Genomic DNA, 26,281 nt, shown 5'->3' with positions numbered 1-26,281 from the left:
AGGTGTTGGCCCTGCGCGCGGTGGCGGATGCAACACCCCCACTGGCAAGTGCCCGCCGTGGTGTCTATCTTGACGCAAGACAGTGAACGGACAGGCAGACACGAACAGGCAGACAGGGGCAGGCCCATTGGTCATTTCCTCCATCGCAGACGGGCTGACACGCGGGATTGAAGGCGTGTCGGACTCGATTTCCGAGACCTTCTTCGAGCCGGTGATCCGGCTGGGGGTGACGGGGCTGTCGCGGGCGGGCAAGACGGTGTTCATCACCTCGCTTGTGGCCAACCTGATGGACCGGGGGCGGATGCCGGGGCTGGTGGCCGCCGGTGACGGGCGGATCTCGGCGGCGTTCCTGCAGCCGCAGCCTGACGATACGGTGCCGCGCTTCGATTACGAGACGCATCTGGGGGCGCTGACCGGGGCCGCGCCGCACTGGCCCGAGAGTACGCGAGCGGTGTCCCAGTTGCGGCTGTCTTTACGGGTGCGGCCATCAGGGTTGCTGTCGGGGTTCTCGGGGCCGCGGACGGTGCATCTCGATATCGTGGATTACCCCGGCGAGTGGCTGCTTGATCTTGGCCTGATGGACAAGGATTTCGCCACGTGGTCGGCGGAGATGCTGACCCGGCTGGAGGGCCGGGGCGAGGGGGCGGAGTACCTTGCCTTGGCCAAGGAGACGGATGGGGCGGCGGCCTTGGAAGAGCCGAAAGCGCAGGCGCTGGCAAGGGCTTATACGGCTTATCTGACGCAGGCGCGGGACGCGGGGTATTCGGATTGCACGCCGGGGCGCTTCCTGTTGCCGGGGGATCTGGAGGGCTCGCCGGTGCTGACTTTCGCGCCGTTGCCGAAGCCCGAGACCACGCCGCGCAAGTCGCTGTGGCGCGAGATGGAGCGGCGGTTCGAGGCGTATAAGTCGCGGGTGGTGACGCCGTTCTTCCGCGATCACTTTGCCCGGATCGACCGGCAGGTCGTGCTGGTCGACGTGCTGGGGGCGATCCATCGGGGGCCGGCGGCGGTGGAGGATATGCGGCAGGCGATGGCGGATATTCTCGGTGCCTTCCGGCCGGGTCGGAACGCGTTTCTGAGCCGGCTGCTGCGCGGGCGGCGGGTGGAGAAGATATTGTTTGCCGCGACCAAGGCGGACCATCTGCACCACACGCAGCACGGGGCGCTGGCGGGGATCATGTCGGCGCTGATGCGCGAGGCGCGCGACCGGGCCGATTTCGCGGGGGCCGAAACACGGGCGATGGCGATTGCCGCTTTGCGGGCGACGACCGAGGAGACGCGGCCGCACGAGGGCGGCTCGGTCGACTGTGTGCGGGGGACGTTGTTGAACGAGGACGGGTCGCGCGGGAAGCAGGCGGCGTTCTATCCGGGCGCGTTGCCGGATGATCCGGCGCGGCTGCTGACGCCCGCGCGGCAGGGGGCCGAGAAATGGCTCGATGCCGATTACCAGGTGATGCGCTTCGCGCCGGCGCCGCTGACGCTGCGGCCCGGCGATGGGCCGCCGCATATCCGGCTCGACCGGGCGGCGCAGTTCTTGTTCGGGGACCGGCTATGACGAAGGGTCCGATCCTGTTTGACCTTGACGAAACCGACGCGGCGCCGGGCCCGGATGCCGCGCCGCCGGTGCCGGACCCCGAGATGCCGGAGGCGCCGGAGGGGCGGGCGATGCTGACCGTGGCGACGCTGGCGGCACGGCGGCCCTCGCGGCTGGCCCGGTGGTTCTGGGGGTTGCTGCTGACGCTTCTGGGCGCCGTGCTTTCGGTGGCGGCGTGGGATTTCGCCATGGGGCTGATCGGGCGGTGGCCGGTGGTGGGCTATGCGATTTCGGCGCTGATCTTGGCGGTGCTGGTTCTCTTGCTGGCGATCTCTGTGAAGGAGCTGGCGGCGTTTGCGCGGCTGGGGCGGCTGGATACGCTGTTTCGCAAGGCCGAGGAGGCGCTTTCGGGCGATGACCTTGGCAAGGCGCGCGAGGTGACGCGGGACTTGGTGAAGCTTTACTCGGGCCGTGAGGATACGCGCTGGGGCCGGGAGCGGCTGGCCGAGGCGCAGGCGGATCAGTTCGACGCGGCGGCGCTGTTGGGCGTGGCGGAGACGGAATTGCTGGGGCCGCTGGATGCCGTGGCGACGCGGGAGGTCGAGGCGGCGGCCCGGCAGGTGGCGGCGGTGACGGCCGTGGTGCCGCTGGCGCTGGCCGACGTGGTGGCGGCGCTGACGGCGAATTTGCGGATGATCCGGCGGATTGCCGAGGTCTATGGCGGGCGGTCGGGCACGCTGGGCAGCTGGCGACTGGCGCGGGCGGTGATGACGCACCTGGTGGCGACGGGCGCCGTGGCGGTGGGCGATGACATGCTGGGCTCGATCGCGGGCGGCGGGGTGCTGTCGCGGCTGTCGCGGCGGTTCGGTGAGGGGGTGGTCAACGGGGCGCTGACCGCGCGCGTGGGCGTGGCGGCGATGGAGGTGTGCCGGCCGCTGCCCTTTGCGCGCGTGCGGCGGCCGTCGGTGACGTCGCTGGTGCGGCGGGCCCTGACGGGGCTCTTCGGGCAGGGCGGCTGAGGCGCCGGAATGGTGGGGTGGCACCCGCCCTACTTGGTGTAGCCGCCTTCGCCGAAGGCCTGCGGGTCGAGGATGGCGACGCAGGCATAGGCGCTGTCGTGGACGCCCAGCTTTTCGCAAACATGGCGGGAGACGGCGTTGTCGCTTCGGACGCCGGTGTAGAATTCGGTGACGCCGTGGCGGTCGTGCATGTGCCGGGCGGCGAGCGCGCCGAGATAGAGCGAGAGGCCACGGCCGCGATCCTGCTCGCGGGTGGCGAGCATGCCCCACCAGGCTGTCTTGGCGAAGCGGCTGTCGGGGTGGTTGCGCATGACCGAGCCGGCGCAGGCGGCGACGCCGCCATCGGGGGCTTCGAGGCAGACATAGGCGGCCGGTCGAAGCGTTCCGAAGAGGATGGGCGACATGGGCGGGAGGACGCCGCAGGCGGCCGCCGTTGTCTCCAGCCCGTCGAGGATATGGGCGGGCGTGTCGGGCGAGAGGCGGTGGAGGGTGTAGCCTTCGGGCAGGGTGAAACGGTCGAGCAGCGCGGTGGCGGCCTCGAGACAGGCCGTGCCGCCCATGAACTGGTCCCATCGGTCGGAGGCAAGGCCGAGGCCCACGTAGCGGGCGGCGAGGGCGTCTTCTTCGGCCTTCGGGACGTAGTGGTTGACCGAGGCGCCCTGGATGCGGGTGAGGGCGGCGACCTTGTCGATCTGGTTCTCGGAGGGCGCGTCGATGCCGATCATGCGGCCTTCGGTGCCGTAGGCCGGGTCGTCCTTCAGGAGCGGCCAGAGATCGTGGGCCACGCGTTCCATCTGTTTCTGTGTGTCCGAGCCGAAGAACCGGGGCGACACGAGACCTCTCCTTCCACACCTGCCGAAGTATAGCACAGGGGTCGGAAAGCGCCGCGCCCGGACTTTCACCGTTCTGAAAATACTCACTGCGCACCGCCTGACAGCCGCGCGCCGCCTCGGGTCAGCGCAACTTTGGCACGCCGCCGTCATGGGTTTCGCGCTCGACCACGCTGGCGCGCATGGAGCGGCCGATGCGGTGGGCGAGGGCAGACCATGCGGCGGCCTGGTCTGGGCGGAGCTCGGCGTTCAGGACGATGTCGAAGAGCGCGAGCCAGGTGGAGAACATGCCCGGCCGCACGTTGCCGGCGTTGACATGGGCGGCGACGGGGGTGCCCTCGTAGCTGCGCTCGTGGAGGATGGTGTTGGCCCAGAAGGATGCGACCTTGGCCTCGTGGGCTGGCCAGTCGGTGACGTGGACGGCGAAGACGGGGCCGAGGCCGGGGTGGTTGCGGATGCGCTCGTAGAACACGGCCACGACCCGCTCGATCTCGGGGCGGGTGATGTCGAAGCGCGGGGGCAGGGCGGTGGTCATGGGCAGAGATTTGACCGCGGGACAGGGGAGTTGCAAGGGCCGGGGGCGATTCGAAGGTTAATGGCCTTGTTTTGAAGGGATCGGGACGTCGGTATCACGTCGGTATTTTGTCGGTATCGCGTCGGTGTCGGGGTCTGTAAGCGCGATGGTTGATGTGGCGGGCGGTGCGCAACGGGCGAGATGATGTGTCGGGCGCAACGGGGGCGGGGCGGAATTTTTGAAAATTCCGGGTCGGAAAATTCGAATTTTCCGTCGCGGGCCGAGAGGGGAGGGCCGGAATTTGCGCAAATCCCGGGGCTGGAAAATGTGCATTTTCCAGCTCGTTTTCCGCGCGGAAAACGGGGGGCGTGGCGGGGGTGGTGCCAATCCTGCGCGTGGCGCATGAGGCGGGGGTAGGAGTTTGAGTATTTTTGGCAAGATGAAGCGGGGGCGGGGTGTGTTTTTCTGATGGCGGGGAGGCTGGAGAGCGCTGCGGCGCCTCGGCTCTGGACGCCGCCGGGCACGGGGCCTATAACCCGGCGCATGATGCACCCTTACGCGATCATCATTCGAATTACATGCCCGGCGCTCTGAGACTGACGAGCCGCCGGGACAAGGCGTATGGACCACCGCGCCGCCCCTTCATCCAGACCTGACACCACCCAAGTGACAAAGGACGTCACCCATGTGTGCCGACACGCCCGAATACAAAGACACGCTGAACCTGCCGAAGACCGATTTCCCGATGCGCGCGGGGCTGCCCAAGCGCGAGCCCGAGTGGCTGGAGCGCTGGAACGCTCTGCGCATCTATACCCGCCTGCGCGACAAGGCCGTGGCCGAGGGGGACCGGACGCCGTTCACCCTGCATGATGGCCCTCCCTATGCCAACGGGCACCTGCATATCGGGCACGCGCTGAACAAGATCCTGAAGGACATGGTGGTGCGCAGCCAGCAGATGATGGGGCGCGATGCGCGTTACATCCCGGGCTGGGATTGTCACGGCCTGCCGATCGAGTGGAAGATCGAGGAGCAGTACCGCGCCAAGGGCGAGAGCAAGGACAAGGTCGATATCGTCGATTTCCGGCAGGAATGCCGGAAGTTCGCCGAGGGCTGGATCGACGTGCAGCGGGACGAGTTCAAGCGGCTGGGCGTGACCGGCAAGTGGTCGAAGCCCTACCTGACGATGGATTTCCGGGCCGAGCGGATCATCGCGGAGGAGTTCCAGAAGTTCCTGATGAACGGGACGCTGTACCAGGGCTCGAAGCCGGTGATGTGGTCGCCCGTCGAGAAGACCGCGCTGGCCGAGGCGGAGGTGGAGTATCACGACAAGGAGAGCTTCACGATCTGGGTGAAGTTCGAGGTTGCGACCGAGGGGGACCTTCAGGGCGCGAGCGTTGTCATCTGGACCACGACGCCGTGGACGATCCCGTCCAACAAGGCCGTCGTTTACGGCGAGGATTTTGCCTATGGCCTTTACGAGGTCACCGGCACGCCGGAGCAATGCTGGGCGAACGTGGGTGACCGGTTCATCCTGGCCGACAAGCTGGCGGGCGACGTGATGGGCCGGGCGCGGCTGGAGCCGGATATGTGGAAACGCGTCCGGGATGTGAGCGCCGAGGAATTGTCGGGGCTGAGCCTGAAGCATCCGCTGGCCGGGGCCGAGGGGTCGAACGGCGAGTGGGACGACCTGCGGGATTTCCGCGCCGCCGATTTCGTCACCGACGAGGAAGGCACCGGGTTCGTGCATTGCGCGCCGAGCCACGGGATGGAGGAATACGAGCTCTATCGCGGGCTGGGGATGCTCGAGCAGGTGATCACCTACAATGTGCTGGATGACGGGACCTTCCGCGAGGATCTTCCGTTCTTTGGGGGCACCGAGATCCTCAACCGGAAGGGCAAGGAAGGGAATGCCAACAAGGCCATCATCGACAAGCTTGTCGAGGTCGGCGGCCTGCTGGCGCGGGGCAAGATCAAGCACTCCTATCCCCATTCCTGGCGGTCGAAGGCGCCGGTGATCTATCGGAACACGCCGCAGTGGTTTGCCGCGATCGACCGGGCCGTGGGGGACGGGCAGGACGCGTGCGGCACCACGATCCGCGAGCGGGCGCTTACCTCGATCGACCAGGTGAAGTGGACCCCGAAGACCGGGCGGAACCGGCTGTATTCGATGATCGAGGCGCGGCCGGATTGGGTGTTGTCTCGCCAGAGGGCCTGGGGTGTGCCGCTGACCTGCTTCAAGAAGAAGGGGGCGATGCCGACCGATGCCGATTTCCTTCTGCGGGATGAAAAGGTCAATGCGCGGATCCTGGAGGCCTTCGAGGAAGAGGGCGCGGATGCGTGGTACAAGCCCGGCGCCAAGGAGCGGTTCCTGGGGAATGACTATGACCCCAGCGAGTGGGAGAAGGTCGACGACATTCTCGACGTGTGGTTCGACAGTGGCTCGACCCATGCCTTCGTGCTGCGCGACCGGGAGGATGGCAGCGAGGACGGGATGGCCGACCTCTACCTTGAAGGCACCGACCAGCACCGGGGGTGGTTCCATTCCTCGATGCTGCAGGCCTGCGGCACGATCGGGCATGCGCCCTATCGCGGGGTTCTGACGCATGGATTCACGCTCGACGAGAAGGGCAACAAGATGTCCAAGTCGTTGGGCAACACGGTCGCGCCCGAGGAGGTGGTGAAGCAGTACGGGGCGGATATTCTGCGGCTTTGGGTGGCGCAGTCGGATTATACCGCCGATCTGCGGATCGGTCCGGAGATCCTGAAAGGGGTGGCCGATGGCTATCGCCGGCTGCGCAACACGATGCGGTTCATGCTGGGGGCGCTGAGCCATTTCAGCGAAGAGGATCGGGTTGCGCCGGAGGATATGCCGGAGCTGGAGCGCTGGGTGCTGCACCGGTTGGCGGAGCTCGACCACAAGGTGCGCACGGGCTATGCCGAGTATGACTTCCAGGGCGTGTTCCAGGCGCTGTTCAACTTTGCCACGGTGGAACTGAGCGCGTTCTACTTCGATATCCGGAAGGATGCGCTTTACTGCGACGGCGATACGACGCGGCGGCGGGCGGCAAGGACGGTGATGGATATCCTGTTCCACCGGCTGACGACGTGGCTGGCGCCGGTGCTGGTGTTCACCATGGAGGAAGTCTGGCTGGAGCGGTTCCCGGGCGAGGAGAGCTCGGTGCACCTGGTGGATATCCCGGAGACGCCGGCGGATTGGCTGGACGAGCCGCTGGCGCAGAAATGGGCGCATGTGCGGCGGGCAAGGCGGGTCGTGACCGCGGCGCTGGAGGTGCAGCGGACCGACAAGGTCATCGGGGCGAGCCTCGAGGCCGCGCCGGTGGTGCATGTCGAGGATGCCGAGATGCTGAAGGTTCTGAAATCGGTGAATTTCGAGGATATCTGCATCACCTCGGCGATCTGGCTGACCGGCGACCCGAGCCCGGCGGAGGCGTATCGTCTGCCGGAGGTCGAGGGTGTGACGGTGGTGTTCGAGAAGGCCGAGGGGGAGAAATGCCAGCGGTGCTGGAAGATCCTGCCGGACGTGGGGACGCATAAGCATCCGGGTACCTGCAAGCGGTGTGACGAGGCGCTGGGTTAGGTTTCCGGCGCAGTCCCCCGGTGGGGGAATGAACAGGAAAGCCCGCCGCGTGGGGTACGCGGCGGGCTTTTTCATCGGATCGGTGACGGGTTACAGGATCCGGATGTAGTAGTGATAGACGGGCACCGTGTAGGTGTCGTCTTTCATCTCGTTGGCGGCCTGGTCTTCATTGGCCGGTGCGTCGGTGTCTTCGTTGATCTCGCTGTCGGCCGAGCCCGAGCCGCCGTTCATGTCGGAGCTTTCGGTGCCTTCAGACAGGCCGTCGGCCGCGACGCTGGTCTTGTTCTCGCCGTCGACATCGACGTCGGCGCTGGCCGAGCCGCCGCTGGCGGTTTCGCCATCGGTGTCGGCGTTGGAGCCGCCGCTCGATTTCAGGCCGGCCGGCTGGGCCGCCCAGACACCGGCGCCGCGGTATTCCTGGGGCGAGATGCCGCCGCTGTTATCGGCGTCGAGTTCCTCGAAGCGGGCCTCGACGGCGGATTCGTCGAAGCGGGTTTCCGACACGTCGGTTTCATATTCGCTTGCGGTGATGATGCCGTCGCCGTTTTCGTCATGCATCCGGAAGCGGGCGGTTGCGGCGCGGGCGAATTCCTCGCTCGATGCCGACTCGGAGCCGCCGTAGCTCATCGCGTCCTGCATTTTCGCGTCGCCGTCTTCCCAGGCGCTCTGGGCCTTGTCGGCCCATTCCTCGGCGCTGAGTTCGGATTGATCGTCATCGGCGAGGTTGGACCAGTCGGCCATGTTGTAGGTGCCGTCGTCCTGGCCGGCCGCGGCGTCCTGCCGGATCAGTTTCTCGGATTTGCCGAGGCAGTCGACATATTCCTGTTTGCTGATCTCGCCGTCGGAATTGGCGTCGATGGCGCCATAATCCTCGTCGCGCATGTTCTCGACTTCCGTGCGGGTCAGCTTGGCGTTCTGGTCGGCGTCGCCCCAGTTGAAGGCGTTCTCGCAGATGTTGTTGCCCGACTTGCCGCTGTCGGCACTGTCGGTTGCGGCGAGCGCGGGGGCGCTGACCAGCATGGTGGACGCGAGAAGAGTAGTGAAGATACGTGTCATATGTTTCCTCCTTTCAGGTCCGGGAGGATCCCGGTTGGCGGTCTTCCGCCGCCTTATGGGGCCCCAACGGAACCGCCCCCGGGTGTGTTCCATAGGGGTCCGGGCGGGGATCAGCGTTTCCGATATGAAACCATTCTGCGACAGCCCGCCGCAACAGGCGCGGGAAATGTCGGATTCGCAATTCGTCCGGTTTCAAGGGTTCTGTATTGACCGGATCGAGACACTCCGCCGCACAAGGCCACCAGAGGACCCGTCATGAGCCATAAATCCGACATCGAGATTGCCCGCGAAGCCAAGAAGAAGCCGATCCAGGAGATCGGCGACAAGCTGGGCATTCCGTCCGACCACCTGCTGCCCTATGGCCATGACAAGGCCAAGGTGAGCCAGGAGTATATCGACTCGGTCCAGAAGAACGAGACCGGCAAGCTGATCCTGGTGACCGCGATCAACCCGACGCCCGCGGGCGAAGGCAAGACCACGACGACCGTGGGGCTGGGCGACGGTCTGAACCGGATCGGCAAGAAGGCGATGATCTGTATCCGCGAGGCAAGCCTCGGCCCGAACTTCGGGATGAAGGGCGGGGCCGCCGGTGGCGGTTACGCGCAGGTTGTGCCGATGGAGGACATGAACCTTCACTTCACCGGCGATTTCCACGCGATCACCAGCGCGCACTCGCTGTTGAGCGCGATGCTCGACAATCACATCTACTGGGGCAACGAGCAGGCGATCGACACCCGCCGGGTGACGTGGCGCCGCGTGGTCGACATGAACGACCGCAGCCTGCGTCAGATCACCTCGAGCCTTGGCGGCGTGTCCAACGGCTTTGCCCGCGAGGACGGGTTCGACATCACCGTGGCGTCGGAAGTCATGGCGATCCTGTGCCTGGCCTCGAACCTCAAGGACCTGGAAAAGCGGCTGGGCGCGATGATCGTGGCCTATCGCCGTGACCGCTCGCCGGTTTACTGCCGCGACATCAAGGCGGAAGGGGCGATGACCGTTCTGCTGAAGGACGCGATGCAGCCGAACCTGGTGCAGACGCTGGAAAACAACCCCGCCTTCGTGCATGGCGGCCCGTTCGCCAACATCGCGCATGGCTGCAACTCGGTCATCGCGACGACGACCGCGCTGAAGATCTCGGATTACGTGGTGACGGAGGCCGGGTTCGGCGCCGACCTGGGCGCCGAGAAGTTCATGAACATCAAGTGCCGCAAGGCTGGGCTGTCGCCTTCGGCGGTGGTTCTGGTCGCCACGGTGCGGGCGATGAAGATGAATGGCGGCGTGGCCAAGGCGGACCTTGGCGAAGAGAATGTCGATGCCGTGAAGAAGGGCTGCCCGAACCTTGGTCGCCATATCGAGAACGTCAAATCCTTCGGCGTGCCGGTTGTCGTGGCGATCAACCACTTCGTGCACGACACCGAGGCCGAGGTGCAGGCGGTGAAGGATTACGTCAAGGAGCACGGGGCCGAGGCGGTTCTGTCGCGTCACTGGGCGGAGGGCTCGAAAGGGTCGGAAGACCTGGCCAAGAAAGTGGTCGAGGTGGTCGATGCCGGGAACGCCAATTTCGGCCCGCTCTACCCCGACGACATGCCGCTTTTCGAGAAGATCGAGACCATCGCCAAGCGCATCTACCGCGCCGACGAGGTTCTGGCCGACAAGAAGATCCGCGATCAGCTGAAGCTGTGGGAAGAGCAGGGATACGGCAACCTGCCGGTCTGCATGGCGAAGACCCAGTACAGCTTCACGACCGACCCCAACCTGCGCGGCGCGCCCACGGGCCATTCGGTGCCGGTGCGCGAGGTTCGGCTCTCGGCGGGGGCCGGGTTCGTGGTGGTGGTCTGCGGTGAGATCATGACCATGCCGGGCCTGCCCTCGAAGCCGGCGGCCGAGAACATTCGCCTGAACGACGCGGGCGAGATCGAAGGTCTGTTTTAAGAGGCTGGTGGGTTGACACCCACCCTACGGTGCGATGCGTAGGGTGGGTGAAACCCACCGCTATGTCAGGGATGAATAAATGACCGCTCAGATCATCGACGGGAAAGCTTTCAGCGCGAAAGTCAGGGAAAAGGTTGCGGCGCATGTCGCAAAACTGAAAGACGAGCACGGGATCACGCCCGGTCTGGCCGTGGTGCTGGTGGGGGAAGACCCGGCCAGCCAGGTCTATGTGCGCTCGAAGGGGAAGCAGACCGTCGAGGCGGGGATGAACTCCTACGAGCACAAGCTGGATGCCGACACGTCGGAAGCCGATCTGCTTTCGCTGATCGACCAGTTGAACAATGACCCCGATGTGCATGGGATCCTTGTGCAATTGCCGTTGCCGAAGCATCTGGACGAGGACCTTGTGATCAACTCGATCAGCCCCGAGAAGGATGTGGACGGGTTTCACATTTCGAACGTGGGGCTGCTGGGGACCGGACAGAAGAGCATGGTGCCCTGCACGCCGCTGGGCTGCCTGATGATGCTTCGGGAGCATCACGGGAGCCTGTCGGGCATGGATGCCGTGGTGATCGGGCGGTCGAATATCGTGGGCAAGCCGATGGCGCAGCTGCTGCTGGGCGACAGCTGCACCGTGACGATCGCGCATTCGCGGACGAAGGACCTGCCGGGTGTCGTGCGCCGGGCGGATATCGTCGTGGCGGCCGTGGGCCGGCCCGAGATGGTGCCGGGCGACTGGATCAAGGAGGGCGCCACGGTGATCGACGTGGGCATCAACCGGATCGAGGCGCCGGAGAAGGGCACCAACGAGGACGGGTCGGTGAAGACGCGGCTCGTGGGCGACGTGGAGTTTGCGTCTGCCTCGGAGCGGGCGGGGGCGATCACGCCAGTGCCGGGTGGTGTCGGGCCGATGACGATTGCCTGCCTCTTGGCGAATACGGTGACGGCCTGTTGCCGGGCAAACGGGGTCGAAGAGCCGGAGGGGCTGACGGCCTGATTTGTCGGGTATTGGAATGAAGGGCGCCCCGGGGTCTTCGGGGCGTTTTTTCGTTTGAGGGTGGTGGGTTGGCACCCACCCTACGGGGCCGTGACGCGCGATTTCAGGTGGCCACCTTTACCGCGATCGTCGTGCCCACGAGCATGGCGATGTGGGTCTCGTTTCCGTCTTCCACGGCGTAGACATCGGATTGCACGATCACCAGCCGGCGGCCCGGTTTGATGACCTTGCCGCGGGCGATGAGGTGGTCGCCTTTGCCGGGGGCGAGGAGGTTGATCTTGAGTTCGGTGGTGAGGATTTCGCTGTCGTCCGGCATGACCGAGAGGGCCGAGTAGCCGGCGGCGGAATCGCCGATGGCGAAGGTGAGGCCGGCATGGGCGAAGCCCTGTTGCTGAAGGCTGCCGGGGAGGATGGGAGCCTCGACCTCGATGGCGCCGGTTTCGAGATGGCCAAGACGGGCGCCGAGGGTGGTCATCATCGACTGTTTGTCGAAGCTTTGGCGGATCTTCTCTTTCATCTGGGGGGTCATGGCGGGCCTTTCCTGTTCGGTCCGCAGGGTACCGCGGCGCTGCGGGAAGGGGAACGGATTTCAGCGCCGGGGGAGGGGGACGGCGTGGGGCACCGGACCGGTGAGCACCGCGATGGCCTCGTCGCGCATGAGGTCGGTGAAGACCCGGTCGTCGCTGCGCAGGCCCCCGGTATAGGTGCCGTAAGCGGGCATGATCACGCGGTCGGCGTCGATCAGGAAGGCGGGGCGGGTGATGGCGCGGCCGCGGGTGCGCAGGGTTGTCTTCGGGTGGTAATGGCCTGAAATCTCTCCGCTTTGGCCGGGTTTGGCGATGTGGCGGAAGAGCAGCGGCGGGAGGGGAAGCTCGGCCAAGTGCGTACCGCCGAGTTCGACGGGGCCCGGGTCGTGGTTGCCCTCGATCCAGACCCAGCGGCGCCCCGCTTGCAGCGCGGCGATCCAGAGCTTTTCTTCTTCGCGCAGGGCCTGTGCCGCGGCGCGGTCGTCGAAGCTGTCGCCGAGGCAGATGACGGTGGTGGCCTCGGTCAGGCGCAGGTCGTTTTCGAGGCGGGTGAGGGTGTCTTGGGTTTCATAGGGGGGCAGGTAGCCGTCGCCCAGACGGGCGCGGCGTTCGGATTTTCCGAGGTGCAGGTCGGAGATGCAGAGCAGCCCCTCGGACGGCCAGTAGAGCGCGCCGGAGCCGAGCGCCACCAGCGGCGTGCCCGCGAGGGAGAAGTCATGCCCGTTCATGCATTGTTCTTCGCGCGGAAATGGGGCGAATTCAAGACCCTGCCTTCGGAAATTCACGCGGAGAGGCCGGCGGCGGCCATGAGTTTCTCGGTTTCCTCGGCCAGCAGCCGTTCCTGTGCCGCGCCTTCGACGGGGGTGCGGCCCTGTTCGAGGAAGAGGGGGGCGGCGAAGGGGGTGACGCGGGGCAGGCGGAGGAGGTCGATGCGTCCGTCGATGCGGGCGATCATTTCCTCGATGCGGCCGAAATCGATCAGGCCGCGCATCGCCTCGGCGCGGGTGATCTGCAGGAGGAGGTGGTCGGGGTCGTACTTGGCCAGCGTGTCGTAGAGGATGTCCGACGAAAAGGTCGCCTGGCGCCCGGATTTCTTGGCTGAGGGCGTGTTGCGCTGGATGAGGCCGGCGATGGTGGCCGAGGCGCGGAAGGTGCGTTTCATCAGCTGGTTGCCGGCGAGCCAGCGGTCGAGGCCCTCGCGGAGGGCCGCCATTTCGAAGAGCGGGCCGGGGTCGGTGAGCGGGTCGAGGCCCCAGATGAGGGTGGCGTAATCGGTGGAGACGAAGCCAAGCGGGTGGAGGCCCAGCTCCTCCATCCGCTTGGTGAGGATGAGGCCGAGGGTTTGCTGGGCGTTGCGGCCGGCGAAGCCGTAGATGCAGGCGTGTTCGCGGCCCTCGTGGGGGAAGCTTTCGATCAGCAGCTCGCCGGATTTGGGGAGGCGCGACATGTCGGATTGCAGGCGCAGCCAGTCGGCGGTGTGGGCGGGGAGCGCCGACCAGTCGCCGCCGTTCAGGAGCGACAGGATGCGCTGGCTGAGCTGGGTGGAGGTGGCGAACTTGGTGCCGGAGAAGACGGCGACCTTGGGCTGGCGGCCGCGGTCGCGGCTGACCTCGACGGTCATTTCGCGCAAGGATTCGTATCGGACGATCTCGCCGCCGATGAGGAAGGTGTCGCCGGGGGTGAGGGAGGCGGCGAAGCCTTCCTCGACCTCGCCCAGGGGTTTGCCGCCGCGGGAGCGCTGCATGCGGACCTTGAGGAGGTCGCTGTCCTGGATGGTGCCGATATTCATGCGGATGAGGCGGGCGCTGCGCGGGTCGCGGAGGTGCCAGAGGCCGTCGGTCTGCTTGAGGCGTTGCCACTGGTCGTAGGCGCGCAGGGCATAGCCGCCGGTGGCACAGAAATTGAGGCAGGCGTCGAATTCGGCGCGGGTGAGGTCGGCATAGGCGCCGGCGGTGGTGACTTCAGAGTAGAGCGCGTCGGCGGAGAAGGGGCCGGCGCAAGCGCGGATCAGGATGTGCTGGCACAGCACGTCCTGGGGGCCGCGGCCGCGCGGTTCGCCGTCGAGGTCGCGGTCGCGGACGGCTTGCAGGGCGGCCTGGCATTCGACCACCTCGAAGCGGTTGGCGGGGACGAGGAGGGCCTTGGAGGGGGCGTTGTAATTGTGGTTCGCCCGGCCGATGCGCTGGACGAGGCGCTTGACGTTCTTGGGCGCGCCGACCTGGATGACGAGATCGACATCGCCCCAGTCGATGCCGAGGTCGAGCGAGCCGGTGCAGACGATGGCGCGGAGGAGACCCTGTTGCATGGCGGCTTCGACGCGCTCGCGCTGAACCCGGTCGAGGGAGCCGTGGTGGATGCCGATGGGCAGGCTTTCCTCGTTGGCGAGCCAGAGGTTGTGGAAGAAGATCTCGGCCTGCGCGCGGGTGTTGTGGAAGATGAGCGTGGTGCGGTGGCGGCGGATCTGGTCGAGCACGGCGGGGATGGCGTAGGCGGCGCCGCCGCCGGACCAGGGGGGGCGTTCCTCGGTTTCCAGCATGGCGATATCCGGTTCGGGGCCGGGGTCGGCTTGGAGGATGTCGCAGGGGTCGGGGTGGCAGGCGAGGAGGCGGGCGATGGCGGCGGGATCTTCGACGGTGGCGGAGAGGCCGACGCGGCGGAGGCCGGGGCAGAGGGCCTGGAGGCGGGAGAGGGCGAGCATGAGCTGGTCGCCGCGTTTCGACTCGGCGAGGGCGTGGATTTCGTCGATGACCACGCGTTTGAGGCCGGCGAAGGTGCGGGCGGCGTCCTCGTAGGAGGTGAGGAGCGCGAGGCTTTCCGGCGTGGTGAGCAGGATATGGGGCGGGTCGGCGCGCTGGCGTTTCTTGCGCGATGACGGCGTGTCGCCGGTGCGGTCGTCGATGCGGATGGGGAGGCCCATCTCGTCGACGGGCGTGGTGAGGTTGCGCTTGATGTCGGCGGCGAGCGCCTTGAGGGGCGAGATGTAGAGGGTGTGGAGGCCTTGGTGGTCGTTTTCGGCGAGGTCGGTGAGGGTGGGCAGGAAGCCCGCGAGCGTCTTGCCGCCGCCGGTGGGGGCGATGAGCAGTTGCGCCGGGGCGTCGGCGCGGTCGAGCATGGCCTGCTGGTGCGGGTGGATGTGCCAGCCGCGGGCGGCGAACCAGTCGGTGAAGAGCGGGGGCAGGGCGGTCATGCGGCAGATGTAGCGCGGTTCGGGGGTGATGGGAACGGGGCGTGAACATGGGCAGAATGCCGCGGTGCGGAAAAGTTTGTACGGTGGGCGACGGAAAGGCGGCGATGGGGCGTTTTACCGGGTGAGACGCGCGCCACATGATCCGGAGATTTGACGATGACACAGATGAGGAAATGGGCGACGCCGCTGACGATGGGGGTGTTCCTGCTGATGGCGGTGACGGGCATCTTGATGTTCTTCCACCTCGACATGGGGCTGAACAAGGCGGCGCATGAATGGCTGGGCTGGGTGATGGTGGCCGGGGTAGGCGCGCACCTGGCGGTGAATGCGCGGGCGTTCCTGTCGCATCTGAGGAAGCCGCTGGCGCGGGGGATCATGGGAGCGATGGTGGCGGTGCTGGCATTGTCTTTCGTGCCGATGGCCGGGGCCGGGGGCAGCCCGGTGAGCGCGGTGATGCAGGCCGTGGAGCGGGCGGATGTGGGCACGGTCATCGCGCTGAGCGGGCAGGAGGAGGCGGCCGGGCTGGCGCGGCTGGCGGAGGCCGGGTTCGTGGCGGAGGCAGGGATGCCGATGCAGGTGCTGACCGGAGGGGACCGGGGCGTTCAGGCGCAGGTGATCGGGGTGCTTTTCGCCGAGTGATTCGGGTGTCGGGCCTTTTTGCGGCGCCCGGAGGCGGGCGCCGGGGCCCGGCCGCAACGTCAGCCATGCGGCCGAAACGGCTGCCAAGTGATTGAATTTCATGGGTAGAGGCCGATTTCCCGGACCTTGTTAACCTCGGTTAATTTGGTGCTTTACGTAACGTAATGTAAAATGGCTGCAGGTGTCGGCGGGACTTTGGGAGGCCGGCCCGCGCTTTCGGGGGAAAGCGCCAACCGGGGAAAGTACCATGATCAAAAATCTGAAAATATATGCCGTCGCCGCGCTTGTCGCGGGGGCGCCGATTTCGGCGTCTGCCCAGGATTGGAGCGGGTTTTACGGCGGTTTGACAGCGGCCTACGCGTGGCACGATTCGACCCACACGTTCAGCAACGGCGCGCCGACCGGCAACTCGGATGCCGAGGGGCGATTGCTGGGGGCGTTCGTTGGCTATGCGAGACAGTCGGGGACCATGGTCTACGGGGTGGAGATGGATGCCGACATCTCGGATGCGTCGGGATCGTTCATCAACCCTGTCGGGGCGACCTCGGGCGGGGCGGCCGAACTGAACTGGCAAAGCTCGATCCGGGGCGTGCTGGGCTATGCCGGGCAGATGTTCAACACGCCGACGCTGTTTTACGGCACGCTGGGCTATGCCTATGGCGATTTCGATTTCACGGGCGGGCCCGCGGCGGCGGCCACCAACCGCTATAGCGACGAGCTGGACGGCTGGACGGTGGGTGTCGGGATGGACGCGCGTTTGACGGCGCGGTCGTCGCTGCGGGTGGAGTACCGCTATACCGATTACGGCACGGCGCGCGGGGCGCTGGCGCCGGCCTTTCCGGGCGTGGTGATGCCGGTGTCGGTGGAGCAGCACGCCTTGCGTGTGGGGCTGCGGATCGATTTCTGACGTCGCGCGCTCGTCCGCCCTTGCGGGCGGCCTCGCAGGGGATGGCGATGGAGGCTGGGCGGGTCCGGGGGCCGGTCTGGGCGGCGCAGGCGCGGCGACCTGGCTCGAGGTGTTGAAAAGATGGCCGGAAGGCGCGATGTTCGACGGGCGGGTTCGAGATCCGCGCCGGTATGAAGAGCGGAGCGCAGGCCATGGAGCACGATTTCGAGGAACAGCGCCGGACGACGGAAGCGGTGCTGGAGGACCTGGCCGACCGCCACGACCTGCCTGCCCGCGCGACCCTCGACCTGCAATTCCTGCCGGTGGCCGGCGCGGACTGGGCGGGGGTCGTCGCGGCGCTGGCGGATGCGGGGTACGCGGGGCAAGCCGTGGCCGATGAAGAGGGCGACTGGTTCGAGGTGGCCGTTGCGGATGTCCCGCTGACGCTCGACGGGATCTGGAAACATGAAAGAGCGACCACGGAGGTCGCTCTTTCTTGCGGGTTCCGTCCGGACGGGTGGGGGTTCTTCGTGGGCTGACCCGGCCGACTTTCCGGCCGTCACTTCACGATGGTTTCGTCCTTCACGAACATGTTGGCCCAGGCGCGGTCGATCAGCTCGGGGCTCATCTGGTAGGGGATGCCCTCGAATTCGCAGATGGCGATCATCTGGTCGATGAGGAAGACCGGCTGGTAGTTGGCGTAGATGTTCTTGATCGTCGGGTATTTCTTCTTGAGCAGGTGCAGGAGCGCGGCTTCGTCCAGCGGGATCTGCTTTTTCTTGGCGACCATGGCGAAGATCTTGAGGAAGTCGGCCTGGCTTGGGCCGTCGATCTTGATCTTGAAGAAGATCCGGCGGAGCGCGGCCTGGTCGAAGATCTCGTTGGGGTGGAAGTTGGTGGAGAAGATCACCAGCGTGTCGAAGGGCACCTCGAATTTCTCGCCCGATTGCAGGGCGAGGATATCCTTCGATTCCTCGAGCGGGACGATCCAGCGGTTGACGAGCGCCTGCGGCGGTTCCTGCTGGCGGCCGAGGTCGTCGACGATGAAGATGCCGCCGGAGGATTTGAGCTGCAGCGGCGCCTGGTAGGTGCGGGCGGTGGGGTTGTAGACGAGGTCGAGCATCGACAGCGACAGCTCGCCGCCGGTGACCACGGTGGGGCGTTCGCAGCGCACGTAGCGGGTATCCCATGTGCGGCGGCGGCGGAGGCTGTTCGGGTCGTCGGCCTCGACCTCGGCCTTGGAATGGACGATGGGGTCGTAGACGGTGATGACCTGGCCCGAATATTCGATGGCGCGGGGGACGTAGATCTTGTCGCCCATCGCGTCGCGGATGCCGTTGGAGATCGAGGATTTCCCGTTGCCCGGCGGCCCGTACATCAGGATCGAGCGGCCGGCGGAAACGGCCGGCCCGAGATAGTCGAGCAGGCTGTTGGGCAGGACGAGATGGCCCATGGACTGCACGAGCTCCTCGCGGGTGATCTGGATGTTGCGGATCGACTGGCGCTTGACCTGCTCGCGGTAGACCTCGAGCGGGACGGGCATGGCGCCGAAATATTCCGATTGCGAGAGCGCGTCGAGGGCGCGGGACTTGCCGCTGTCGGTGAGCTGGTAGCCCATCTCGCTGCCGGCGGTGGCGCTGAGCGTGCCCATCGCCTCGACCATCGACTGGGAGCGGGCCATGTCCATCAGCTCCTGGGTGACGGCGCGGGGGAGGCAGATGGCCTCGGCCAGGTCGCTGACCGTGTCGAGATTCTTGCGGAACATCGTCTTGATCAGGATGTCGCGCATCATCACGATCGGAAGTTTCATGTCCTCCAGCCCCTTGGGGGGCGGGGGCGGCTGGACGCCTTGGGATGCCTGCATGTTCATTCGTGAGTGCCCCTGTGGTTGTTCACGGTCCGGCGGTCATGCCGGGTTGGGGGCAATATCGGGGGGAAAAGCGGTGAAAATGTGAAACGGGGTAGGCGTGGTGTGGGCGTTGCGGGCGCGTCGGAATGTGCCTCAGGTGCCGTAGGCGGCCCCGAGGGCGAGGTAGGCGATGAGCGTGGCGCCGAGCGCGAAGCCCATGGGGAATTTGCGGCCGCGGTCCCAGCTTGTCCAGTTGGGGGCGAGGCGGCGCAGCGCGGTGTGCTTGGCGATGCGGTGGGTGACGAAGCAGGCCAGAAGGTTGGCCGCGAAGATGAAGCAGAGGGGGCCGACGTCGCCCGGGTCGATGAAGGGGGCGGCGGCGGCGATGAACTTGCTGTCGCCTGCGCCCATCACGCCGATGACGTTGGCGCCGAACATCAGGACCAGGACGACGATCATGGTCAGCAGGCGCCAGGGGTAGTCGGCCCAGGGCAGGGCGATGAGGCCCACGACGAGGAAGATCGCCGCCAGCGTCAGCACCGCGACGTTGGGGATGCGCATGGCCGAAAGGTCGCTCCACATCACCCAGAGGCAGAGCGGCACGACGAAGGGCAGGAACCAGAGCGCCTCGGTCGGCGAGATCGCGAGGGCCATCTAGTTGCTCACGTTGTCCTCGAGCGCGGCAAGAGACCGCGCGGCGGCCTCGAAATGCTGGGGATGGGTGTCGATCGCGTCGCGCAGGAGGCCCTTGCCGATGGTGGTGTCGCCCTGCTTGATGGCCGACAGCGCCAGCGTGTAGAGGAGCTGGGCGCGTTCGGTCTGGGAGACCGGGACGACGGGCATGGCGTAGTTCTTCTGGGCGCCGCGGGCGAGAACGAGGTTGTTCTTGGCGGTGAAGAGCGAGTTGTCCTGCCGGATGGCATCGGAAAAGAGCTTTTCGGCGCCGATGTAATCGCCGCGGGTGAGCTTGGAATAGCCCCAGTTGTTCATCACGTTGGCAGGGCGGGTCGTCAGGCCGATGGCGGTTTCGTAGAAGGTGTCGGCCTTCTGCCATTCCTGGTTGCTGTCGGCGACCATCGCCTCGAGCCGGTAGCGCTTGAAGCTTTCGAAGGTCGGCGGGATACGGTCGAGCACCTGCTCGGCGCGCTCCCACTCGTTGTTGCGGATGAGCGCGTCGGCGAAGTCGACGCGGTCGTCATCGGTGGCATCCTTGTGGTCGGTCACTTCCTTCCATGCCGAGACGGCCTCGGTCGTGCGCTTGGCGCGGACGAGCGACTTGGCGAGCCCGCGGGCCAGTTCGAGCCGTTCGGGCTGTTCGCCGGTGGCGCGCTGGAAGTAGGAGACCGCCTCGTTCGGGTCGGCCACGGAGAGCATCACGTCATTGAGGTTGGATTCATCGACCACGTTGACGCCCTGGAAGGCGCGATCGACGTCGGTGCCTGTTTTCTTGTCGCATGCCGACAGCGCAAATGCACTGACAGCGCATACGCTCAGAGTAATCAGATGGCGCATTTTTGCGTCCTTTTACTGCTCTTGCCTCGTCATGGTATCTTGCGGATCAGGTAGTCGCTGGTGCCCCGCCGTACCAATTTGTAGTCTTGCTCGTTTTCCACAGCATAGTCGGTATTGTCGGATTTTTCCAATGCTAAGCGCAAATTGTCGCGAATTGAGTCACTTTGGCCATTGTCGAAGGCGTAGGCGCGGCGGAAAACCTGTTCGGCTTCGGCGATTTCGCCCTTTTCCATCAGCACGACGCCGAGATTGTTCCAGATCTCGGGGCTGTCCTCGTCCTTGTCGAGCGCCTGGCGGAGGAGGCGTTCGGCGGTGTGGAGGCGGCTGAGCTTGAGGTTGGCGGTGCCGATGCTGGAGAGGACCTCGGCGGTCATGCCCTGCTGGAGGGCGGCGCGGGAATAGGCGTCGATGGCCAGTTCGTATTCGCCCGCGTCCATCAGCCGGTGACCGACGAGCATGCCGTCAACGGCCTCGGCGCCGGTCTTGATGCCCGGCGCAAAGGGGGTGTCGCGCGAAACGCCCTCGCTGCAGGCAGCAAGGGCGATGCAAATCAGGACGACTGCTCGTGCCTGTCTCATGTAAGCCCCGCCATTTTTGGCGTTGTTGTTACGGGCCGCCCATCGAGAAGAGTTCCATGATGCCCAGAACCGACGGACCGACCAGAATGATCAGTAGTGGGGGCACTGTAAACATCATCGTGGACAATGTCATCTTCGTCGGAAGCTTGTTGGCCTTTTCTTCGGCGCGCATGACGCGTTTGTCACGCATCTCGCTGGCATAGACGCGCAGGGCGTCGGCGATCGAGGTGCCGAAGGATTGCGACTGGATCAGCACGGTGACGAAGCTTGAGATGTCCTGCACGCCGCAGCGTTCGGCCATGTCGCCCAGCACGGAGGGCTTGTCGCGGCCGGCCTTCATCTGGTGCGAGACGATTTCGTATTCCTCGGCGAGGGCGGGGTAGGAGGCGTGCATCTCGCGGGAGACGCGGATGATGGCCTGGTCCATCGACTGGCCCGCCTCGACGCAGGTGAGCATCATGTCGAGACTGTCGGGGAAACCCTGTTCGATCTCTTCCTGGCGCTTCTGCTTGCGCTTGGTGACCCAGTACTTGGGCAGCATGTAGCCGATTCCGCCGGGGCCGAGCGTGTACATCAGCGTCTGCTGGGTGGTGGTGTCTTCGCCGGACATGAAGAAGACGAAGTAGATCGTGCCCAGCACCAGCCCGCCGATGCCGAGGGCGAACTGGGCGAAGTGGAAGTAGCGCACGGCGTCGCGGTCGCGGTAGCCGGCCTGCATCAGGGTCAGCCGCATCTGGCTGAGCTGTTTCTCGTCCTGCGGTTCGAGGAAGGTGGCGTATTTTTCCAGCTTCTCGTTGCGCGACTTGGTGCGCAGGCGGTCCTTGTTGGTGTCGGGCGCCTTGCCGGTGTTGTTGGCCTTCTTCAGCTTGTCGAGCGGGTCCTGCGACTGCTTGATGAGGATCGGGATGCAGATCAGGATCAGGACGACGCCGAGCGTGCCGACGGCGATCAGCGGGCCAAAGGGCCCGAGCTGATCGGTCAGGGTGCCGGTGATTTGATCGAAAATGCCCATGGGGACCTCAGACCTTGATGTTCACGAGTGAGCGCATGACGAAGATGTTCGTCACGAGGAACCCGCCGACGGCGATGCAGGCCGGGATGAAGAGCGGGTGGGTCATCGACTCGTCGTAGTAGTCGGGCTTGATCATCTGGATGCCGACGAGGGCCAGCACCGGGAAGGCCGACAGGAAATTGCCCGACCATTGCGCCTCGGCGGTGATGGCCTTGACGCGGCGGAACAGGCGGAAGCGGGCGCGGATCACCTTGGCGAGACCGTCGAGGATTTCGGCGAGGTTGCCGCCCGACTGCTGCTGGATGGTGACGGCGACGGCGAGGAAGCGGAGATCCTGCATGTCGAGCCGTTCGGCCATGTCCTTGAGCGCCTCGCCCACGTCGCGGCCATAGGCGCTTTCGTCGGCGATGATGCCGAATTCGGTGGCGAGCGGGTCGGAGACCTCGTTGGCGACGATGGAGATGGCCGAGGAGAAGGGGTGCCCCACGCGCAAGCTGCGGACCATCAGTTCGATCGCGTCGGGAAGCTGTTCCTCGAGCAGTTTCATGCGCTTGGACGCCTTGGAGTTGATCCAGACGAAGACGCCGCCGATGCCGATGCCGAGCGATACCGCGGCGCGGATCGGCACCTGGGTGTCGGTGCCGATGGTGAGGCCGACGAAGGCGAAGACCGAAACGGCGCCCATCAGCATGATGAGCTGTTTCGGGGTGAAGGCGATGGCCGCCTTTTGCGCCTTGGACGACAGGATCGCGTAGATCGGGATGTTGCGCGCCTTGAGGTGCTGGGTCATCTCCTTGCGGAGTTTCTCCATCACCTGCTCGCGGTTGCCCATCTTGTCGAGCATGTCGAGCCGGCGGTTGACGCGGCTGTTGAGGCTGATCGATTTGCCGAAGACGGTCAGGTAGAGGCCCTCGACGAGCACGAGCACGCCGATGAAGATCAGGCCGTAGATGATGGGTTCGATGCTGATGCTCATGGCTCTTACTCTGCCGCGACGGGTTCATAGATGCTGGGGGGCAGGTCGTAGCCCCACAGGCGGAAGCGTTCCGAGAAGTTCGAGCGCACGCCGGTGCCGGTGAAGTGCCCGATGATCTTGTTGTCGGGGGTCAGGCCGGTGCGCTGGAAGCGGAAGATTTCCTGCATCGAGATGACGTCGCCTTCCATGCCGGTGATCTCGGTGATCGAGACCATGCGGCGGGAGCCGTCCTGAAGGCGCGAGGCCTGCACGATGAGGTTCACGGCGCTGGCGATCTGGCTGCGGACGGCCTTGAGCGGCATTTCGATGCCGGCCATGGCGACCATGTTTTCCAGACGCGAGATGCCGTCGCGGGCGTTGTTGGCGTGGATCGTGGTCATCGAGCCGTCGTGGCCGGTGTTCATGGCCTGTAGCATGTCGATCACCTCTTCGCCGCGCGTCTCGCCGACGATGATGCGGTCGGGGCGCATCCGCAGGGCGTTCTTGAGACAGTCGCGAGGCGAGACCTCGCCCTTGCCCTCGACGTTGGGCGGGCGGCTTTCCATCCGGCCAACGTGCGTTTGTTGCAGCTGAAGTTCGGCGGTGTCCTCGATGGTGAGGATGCGTTCGGCGTTGTCGATGAAGGACGAGAGCGCGTTGAGCGTGGTCGTCTTGCCGGAGCCCGTACCGCCCGAGACGATGACGTTGAGCCGGGTGGCCACGGCGGCCTGAAGGTAGGCGGCCATTTCCTCGGAGAAGGCGCCGAAGCGGACGAGATCGTCGATGCCGAGCTTGTCCTTCTTGAATTTCCGGATCGAGACCAGGCTGCCGTCGACCGCGATGGGCGGCACCATGGCGTTGAAACGCGAGCCGTCGGCAAGGCGGGCGTCGACGTAAGGGTTGGATTCGTCGACGCGCCGGCCCACGGCCGACACGATCTTGTCGATGATCCGCAGGAGGTGCTTCTCATCCTTGAAGGTGACGTCGGAGAGCGTGAGCTTGCCGTCGCGCTCGACGAAGATCTGGTGCGGGCCGTTGACGAGAATATCGTTGACGGTGTCGTCTTGCAGCAGGGTCTCGAGCGGGCCGAGGCCCTTGACCTCGTCATAGAGCTCCTGCGTGAGGGTGGAGCGGTCTTCGCGGTTGAGAACGATCGAGCGCTCTTCCAGCACCTCGGCCGCGATCGAGCTGATCTCGGCGCGCAGGTCCGACTCGGTGGCGGTGTCGAGCGCCGCGAGGTTCAGGTTGTCGAGCAGCGAGCGGTGCAGGTCGAGCTTGATCTCGGCCAGCCGTTCCTTGCGCTTGCGTTCCTTGTCGGCGGGCGCGACGGACGCCGCCTGGGTCGGGCTGGGTTTGCGCAGCGAGGCGGGCTTGGGGGCCGCCGCCGGCTCGGTCTTGGGCATTTCGACCGGCGTCTTGACCTTCGTGGCCTTGTTGGCCGGGGCAGTGCCCGATTTCTTGTACCTTGAAAACATTCAGTTACCTGCAGATTTACGCCGCTTCTTCGGCGTCGGGTTTACCGATTTCATGGAGCGAGGCGGCCAGCTTCGCGATTTCCTTGCGCAGCGGGTTCTTGGCCGCGGAATGCGAAAGTGGCGAGCCGTGGTCGCCGGCCTGGGTGATGACGCGGCCGCCGTCGGGCAGCTGGACCTCGATGCTGATCTCGAGGCTTTCGGCCATGCGCTTGACCCGGCTCTTGCCGTTGAGGTCGGTGAACTTGGGCGAGCGGTTCAGGCAGAAGCGCAGCTTTTCGACCGGCAGATCCTCGGAGCGCAGGGCGCGCTTGAGGCGCAGGGCGTTCTGGGCCGAGCGCATGTCGAGCTCGAGCGTGACGAAATAGATCTGGGCGGCGTTCAGGACGGTTTCCGTCCATTGCACCAGCGTGGAGGGCATGTCGACGATCACGTAGTCGAATTTCGAGCGGGCGAATTCGAGCACGCGGCTGACATCCTCGGGCGTGATCATGTCGAGCGGGAGCATGTCGGTGGGGGCGGTGAGCACCCACAGCTTGTCTTCGAAGGCGACGAGGGACTGCTTGAAGATGTCCTCGTCCATCGATTCGGTGTCGGACCACATCTCGAACACCGCGTCGCGGCGGGGCAGGTCGAGATAGGTGGCGGTGGAGCCGGTCTGAAGCCCGAAGTCGAGCAGGCAGACACGGGGCGGATCGTTCTTGTCGACGGTGGCCAGTTCCCAGGCGAGGTTGACGGCGAGCGTGGTTGCGCCGGTGCCGCCTGCGAGGCCCTGCACGGCGAGGAGGACGCCGTCGCCGGGCACGTTGCCGGCGGCGAAGGGCGTGCCTTCGACCGAGGTCTGTTCGTCGCGCTTGCGGATGCGTTCGATGGCGGCCTCAAGCTCGCCCTCGGGGAGGGGGTAGGGCACGAATTCGTCGGCGCCCTGGCGCAGAAGCTGGTGCAGCACGGCGGGGCTGACATCCTCGGCGATGAGGATGACGCGGATGCCGCGCGAGCTGGCCATGGTGATGATCTCGCTCAGAAGCGGGAGTTCATCCTCGTCGGTGTCGTCTATGGCCACGGCGGCAAATTCGATGCCGGTCGCCTCGGGCTGGCCGAAGAAGGCAAGCGCTTCGTTGATGTTCAGATCGCCCCACGCTTCGCCAAGCGCGGCCTCCATATCCTCGATGAGCAGGTCGAAGTTCTGCACATCGCGGCTGACCGTACAGGCGACGAGCGGGCTTTGGTCTGTGTTGCTGTCACTACTCGTCATTCCGGATCCCATTCTTCAAAGCGCGGCAAACGTCGCGCGCAACTGCGCATTTCTATGCGCGGCCCCCGCTGCCTCTTGTCCGGGGGAAACCTGTTACTGTAGGAACCTCGCCGAAAATCTGGGCAACATTTGGGCCAAAAAACTCCAATTGTGCGGAACTGATAGACAAAAAAAGCCCGCCTCTGGGACGGGCTTTGGCAGTTGGCCCGGCATGTGCCGGACAGGGAGATTTCACGTTCGCGCCGTGTTGGCGCGATCATTCCGCGACGACGGTTTCCCCCGTGTCCACGATCTGCAGCGTCGTTTGGGGCTCGGCGCTCTGGACATATTCGCGGTGGACGACCTCGGCGTATTTGCCGTCCATGATGATCGGGTGCGACTGTACGAAGCCGCTGACTTCGGTCACGGTGCGGCGGTTGCGGCGCTCGCGGCCCTGCGTGACGACCAGGGGCTGTGTTTCGCCATAGGAAACAACCGCTTCGAGCCGCGAGCGGCTGATGCCCTGCGTCGCGAAGAAATTCACGACCGCGTTGGCGCGGGCCAGGCCGAGACGTTTGTTGTAGCCATTCGAGCCGACCGCGTCTGTATGACCGTAGACGCGGAAGCGGACTTCGGGGAATTGCCGGATGAAATGCGCCTGCCGGCGCAGGACATTGACGGCGGTCGCGTCGAGCCGCGACGAGTTGAAGGCGAAGTTCACCGTGTTGTCCACTTCCCGGGAGAAGCGGTTCGACAGGTTGACCGCGTAGCTTTTCTCGCCGGTCATGATCTGCGTGTTGTTCATGGTGGAATTGCCGAAATTGCCGCCATCGGCGATCGAGCCGGATTCCGAATAGGACCGCAGGACTTCCGTCGGGTAGGAACATGCGCCAAGGGCCAGCAGGGTCGTTGTCGCAAACAGTGTTCGTTTCATGCCGCTGTCCTCTCGC

The 26,281-nt window shown here is 65.6% G+C and carries 23 protein-coding genes; 8 read left to right on the top strand and 15 right to left on the bottom strand.

Annotated features, from left to right (window positions below; translation table 11 throughout):
- The first annotated feature begins 127 nt into the window (after positions 1–127).
- Together RIdsm_RS19905 and RIdsm_RS19900 are read left to right on the top strand one after the other, a co-directional pair.
- Positions 128–1,555 (top strand): YcjX family GTP-binding protein, encoded by a 1,428-nt coding sequence (locus RIdsm_RS19905; RefSeq protein ID WP_057818200.1) that lies wholly within the window; start codon positions 128–130, stop codon positions 1,553–1,555.
- Positions 1,552–2,553 (top strand): YcjF family protein, encoded by a 1,002-nt coding sequence (locus tag RIdsm_RS19900; RefSeq protein WP_057818198.1) that lies wholly within the window; start codon positions 1,552–1,554, stop codon positions 2,551–2,553. Before RIdsm_RS19905 ends, RIdsm_RS19900 begins: the two co-directional genes overlap by 4 nt.
- A 29-nt stretch (positions 2,554–2,582) precedes the next feature.
- Here the strand turns inward: RIdsm_RS19900 and RIdsm_RS19895 are convergent, their stop codons facing one another.
- Entirely contained in the window at positions 2,583–3,386 is an 804-nt protein-coding gene (locus RIdsm_RS19895) for a GNAT family N-acetyltransferase (RefSeq protein WP_057818196.1), read from the bottom strand.
- A gap of 121 nt (positions 3,387–3,507) precedes the next feature.
- Positions 3,508–3,918, bottom strand: a complete 411-nt coding sequence (locus RIdsm_RS19890) for a group III truncated hemoglobin (RefSeq protein ID WP_057818194.1) — start codon at positions 3,916–3,918, stop codon at positions 3,508–3,510.
- A 664-nt stretch (positions 3,919–4,582) separates the two neighbouring features.
- Between RIdsm_RS19890 and ileS the strand changes: the two genes are divergently transcribed.
- The gene (gene ileS / locus RIdsm_RS19885; protein ID WP_057818192.1) at positions 4,583–7,495 is read left to right on the top strand and encodes an isoleucine--tRNA ligase; all 2,913 of its coding nucleotides are present in this window, start codon (positions 4,583–4,585) and stop codon (positions 7,493–7,495) included.
- Positions 7,496–7,585: 90 nt separating this feature from the next.
- Here the strand turns inward: ileS and RIdsm_RS19880 are convergent, their stop codons facing one another.
- A complete protein-coding gene (locus tag RIdsm_RS19880) occupies positions 7,586–8,551 on the bottom strand; it encodes an EF-hand domain-containing protein (protein WP_057818190.1) in 966 nt (321 codons plus the stop codon).
- Positions 8,552–8,806: 255 nt separating this feature from the next.
- Between RIdsm_RS19880 and RIdsm_RS19875 the strand changes: the two genes are divergently transcribed.
- The gene (locus RIdsm_RS19875; RefSeq protein WP_057818189.1) at positions 8,807–10,483 is read left to right on the top strand and encodes a formate--tetrahydrofolate ligase; all 1,677 of its coding nucleotides are present in this window, start codon (positions 8,807–8,809) and stop codon (positions 10,481–10,483) included.
- 79 nt (positions 10,484–10,562) lie between these two features.
- On the top strand, positions 10,563–11,480 hold the full coding sequence (gene folD / locus RIdsm_RS19870; RefSeq protein WP_057818187.1) for a bifunctional methylenetetrahydrofolate dehydrogenase/methenyltetrahydrofolate cyclohydrolase FolD: 918 nt from the start codon (positions 10,563–10,565) through the stop codon (positions 11,478–11,480).
- A gap of 103 nt (positions 11,481–11,583) precedes the next feature.
- Here folD and RIdsm_RS19865 read toward each other — a convergent pair whose 3' ends face one another.
- From RIdsm_RS19865 to RIdsm_RS19855, 3 genes are read right to left on the bottom strand one after another with little or no spacing between them, the layout of a single operon-like run.
- Positions 11,584–12,009 carry a PaaI family thioesterase gene (locus RIdsm_RS19865; RefSeq protein WP_057818185.1) on the bottom strand — a complete coding sequence of 142 codons (426 nt, stop codon included), beginning with the start codon at positions 12,007–12,009 and terminating at the stop codon, positions 11,584–11,586.
- A gap of 60 nt (positions 12,010–12,069) precedes the next feature.
- A complete protein-coding gene (gene pdeM, locus RIdsm_RS19860; protein WP_057818183.1) occupies positions 12,070–12,735 on the bottom strand; it encodes a ligase-associated DNA damage response endonuclease PdeM in 666 nt (221 codons plus the stop codon).
- A 53-nt stretch (positions 12,736–12,788) separates the two neighbouring features.
- A complete protein-coding gene (locus RIdsm_RS19855) occupies positions 12,789–15,194 on the bottom strand; it encodes a ligase-associated DNA damage response DEXH box helicase (RefSeq protein WP_057818181.1) in 2,406 nt (801 codons plus the stop codon).
- Between the two features lie 156 nt (positions 15,195–15,350).
- On the opposite strand from RIdsm_RS19855, the gene RIdsm_RS19850 reads away from it, so the two are divergent.
- The 3 genes from RIdsm_RS19850 to RIdsm_RS19840 all read left to right on the top strand — a co-directional run bounded on the left by RIdsm_RS19850 (position 15,351) and on the right by RIdsm_RS19840 (position 17,258).
- Positions 15,351–15,833, top strand: coding sequence for a DUF4405 domain-containing protein (locus RIdsm_RS19850; protein ID WP_057818179.1), 483 nt, complete (start codon positions 15,351–15,353; stop codon positions 15,831–15,833).
- A gap of 247 nt (positions 15,834–16,080) precedes the next feature.
- Positions 16,081–16,740, top strand: a complete 660-nt coding sequence (locus RIdsm_RS19845; protein WP_057818177.1) for an outer membrane protein — start codon at positions 16,081–16,083, stop codon at positions 16,738–16,740.
- 191 nt (positions 16,741–16,931) lie between these two features.
- Positions 16,932–17,258 carry a ribonuclease E inhibitor RraB gene (locus RIdsm_RS19840; RefSeq protein WP_057818175.1) on the top strand — a complete coding sequence of 109 codons (327 nt, stop codon included), beginning with the start codon at positions 16,932–16,934 and terminating at the stop codon, positions 17,256–17,258.
- A gap of 20 nt (positions 17,259–17,278) precedes the next feature.
- On the opposite strand, the gene RIdsm_RS19835 is transcribed toward RIdsm_RS19840, so the two are convergent.
- From RIdsm_RS19835 to RIdsm_RS19795, 9 genes are all read right to left on the bottom strand, one after another.
- Positions 17,279–18,589 (bottom strand): hypothetical protein, encoded by a 1,311-nt coding sequence (locus RIdsm_RS19835; RefSeq protein ID WP_057818173.1) that lies wholly within the window; start codon positions 18,587–18,589, stop codon positions 17,279–17,281.
- 132 nt (positions 18,590–18,721) lie between these two features.
- On the bottom strand, positions 18,722–19,222 hold the full coding sequence (locus RIdsm_RS19830) for an A24 family peptidase (RefSeq protein ID WP_057818171.1): 501 nt from the start codon (positions 19,220–19,222) through the stop codon (positions 18,722–18,724).
- A complete protein-coding gene (locus RIdsm_RS19825) occupies positions 19,223–20,080 on the bottom strand; it encodes a tetratricopeptide repeat protein (protein ID WP_057818169.1) in 858 nt (285 codons plus the stop codon).
- A gap of 29 nt (positions 20,081–20,109) precedes the next feature.
- Positions 20,110–20,658 (bottom strand): tetratricopeptide repeat protein, encoded by a 549-nt coding sequence (locus tag RIdsm_RS19820; RefSeq protein ID WP_057818167.1) that lies wholly within the window; start codon positions 20,656–20,658, stop codon positions 20,110–20,112.
- A 28-nt stretch (positions 20,659–20,686) separates the two neighbouring features.
- Entirely contained in the window at positions 20,687–21,670 is a 984-nt protein-coding gene (locus RIdsm_RS19815; RefSeq protein ID WP_057818165.1) for a type II secretion system F family protein, read from the bottom strand.
- Positions 21,671–21,677: 7 nt separating this feature from the next.
- Positions 21,678–22,646, bottom strand: a complete 969-nt coding sequence (locus RIdsm_RS19810) for a type II secretion system F family protein (protein ID WP_057818162.1) — start codon at positions 22,644–22,646, stop codon at positions 21,678–21,680.
- A gap of 5 nt (positions 22,647–22,651) precedes the next feature.
- Positions 22,652–24,100 (bottom strand): TadA family conjugal transfer-associated ATPase, encoded by a 1,449-nt coding sequence (locus tag RIdsm_RS19805; protein ID WP_057818160.1) that lies wholly within the window; start codon positions 24,098–24,100, stop codon positions 22,652–22,654.
- 16 nt (positions 24,101–24,116) lie between these two features.
- Positions 24,117–25,352: a CpaE/TadZ family protein gene (locus tag RIdsm_RS19800; protein WP_057818158.1), complete on the bottom strand. Its 1,236-nt coding sequence runs from the start codon at positions 25,350–25,352 to the stop codon at positions 24,117–24,119.
- 256 nt (positions 25,353–25,608) lie between these two features.
- Positions 25,609–26,265, bottom strand: a complete 657-nt coding sequence (locus RIdsm_RS19795) for an OmpA family protein (RefSeq protein ID WP_057818156.1) — start codon at positions 26,263–26,265, stop codon at positions 25,609–25,611.
- Positions 26,266–26,281: the final 16 nt, after the last annotated feature.

This window comes from Roseovarius indicus, assembly GCF_008728195.1.
Taxonomy (GTDB): domain Bacteria; phylum Pseudomonadota; class Alphaproteobacteria; order Rhodobacterales; family Rhodobacteraceae; genus Roseovarius; species Roseovarius indicus.
This window is presented reverse-complemented; position numbering and strand designations above follow the sequence as displayed.